This window comes from Kocuria gwangalliensis (genome assembly GCF_039544365.1).
GTDB classification, from domain to species: Bacteria; Actinomycetota; Actinomycetes; order Actinomycetales; family Micrococcaceae; genus Kocuria; species Kocuria gwangalliensis.
Map to the genome: position 1 here is coordinate 1 of NZ_BAABLN010000052.1, position 1050 is coordinate 1050.

The window sequence follows — 1050 nt, forward strand, 5'->3', positions numbered from 1 at the left end:
TGAATCGCCCCGGGTTTAATGGAGACATCGTTAACCCGGAAGGATGGGCGGCATGGTCGCACCACGGAAGTACCCCGACGAGCTACGCGAGCGAGCCACAAGGATGGCGATCGATGCGCGACAGGACCCGGCCACTCGAGCCGGCGCGTTCCGTCGGATCGGGGAACAACTCGGTGTCCACCCCGAAGCGCTGCGGACGTGGGTGAAGAAGGCTGAGATCGATGAAGGACTCAGACCGGGAACCACCTCGGACGACGCAGCCCGGATGGCCGAACTCGAGAGGGAGGTCCGCGAGCTGCGGCGGGCGAATACGATCCTGCGGCAGGCATCGGCTTTCTTCGCGGCGGAGCTCGACCGCCCCTCCCGGTGATGTGCGCGTTCATCGACGCGCACCGGGACGAGCACGGGGTCGAGCCGATCTGCAGGATCTTGCAGATCGCCCCGAGCAGCTACTACGCCCACCGCACCCGCGAGCCTTCAGCCAGGCAGCAGCGGGACGAGCAGCTGACGCAGGAGATCACACAGGTGCATGAGGAGAACTACGGCGTCTACGGGGCGCGGAAGGTTCATGCCGAGCTGCGCAGGCAGGGCCACGAGGTGGCCCGGTGCACCGTCGAGCGGCTGATGCGAAAGGCGGGACTCCGCGGCGTTAGCCGAGCGAAGGGGCCCCGGACGACGAAACCGGCACCGGAGACGAGTAGACCTGCGGATCTCGTCAATCGTGACTTCACGGCCGAGGCGGTCAACCAGTTGTGGGTCGCGGACATTACGTATGTGCGGACGTTCGCCGGATGGGTGTATGTCGCGTTCGTCCTGGATGTGTTCTCGCGTCGGATCGTGGGCTGGCAGGTGTCCACGAGGCTGTACACGGCGCTGGCGATCGATGCGTTGGAGATGGGGATCTGGACGCGTCGGCGTGATGGTGCTGATCTGTCTGGCCTGGTCCATCACAGCGACCGTGGAGTTCAGTATCGTGCCGTGCGTTACGCGGAGCGACTCGCGGTAGAGGATGCTGTCGCGTCGGTCGGGTCACGTGGTGACTCGTATGAC

Annotated in this window: 2 protein-coding genes and 1 other annotated feature; both genes read left to right on the forward strand. The window is 65.3% G+C overall.

The window, feature by feature from the left end; genetic code table 11:
• The first annotated feature begins 52 nt into the window (after positions 1-52).
• Positions 53-370: a transposase gene (locus tag ABEA06_RS13530; RefSeq protein WP_296216403.1), complete on the forward strand. Its 318-nt coding sequence runs from the start codon at positions 53-55 to the stop codon at positions 368-370.
• Positions 331-444: a sequence feature (AL1L pseudoknot), on the forward strand. (Overlaps the previous gene by 40 nt.)
• A partial coding sequence (locus tag ABEA06_RS13535) for an IS3 family transposase (protein ID WP_345311830.1) occupies positions 370-1050 on the forward strand: 681 nt, incomplete at its 3' end. (Overlaps the previous feature by 75 nt.) The genes ABEA06_RS13530 and ABEA06_RS13535, both read left to right, overlap by 1 nt.

Bases quoted from the DNA above. Each gene is read 5' to 3' on its own strand.
- ABEA06_RS13530 (WP_296216403.1), top strand. From the start codon at position 53: ATGGTCGCACCACGGAAGTACCCCGACGAGCTACGCGAGCGAGCCACA.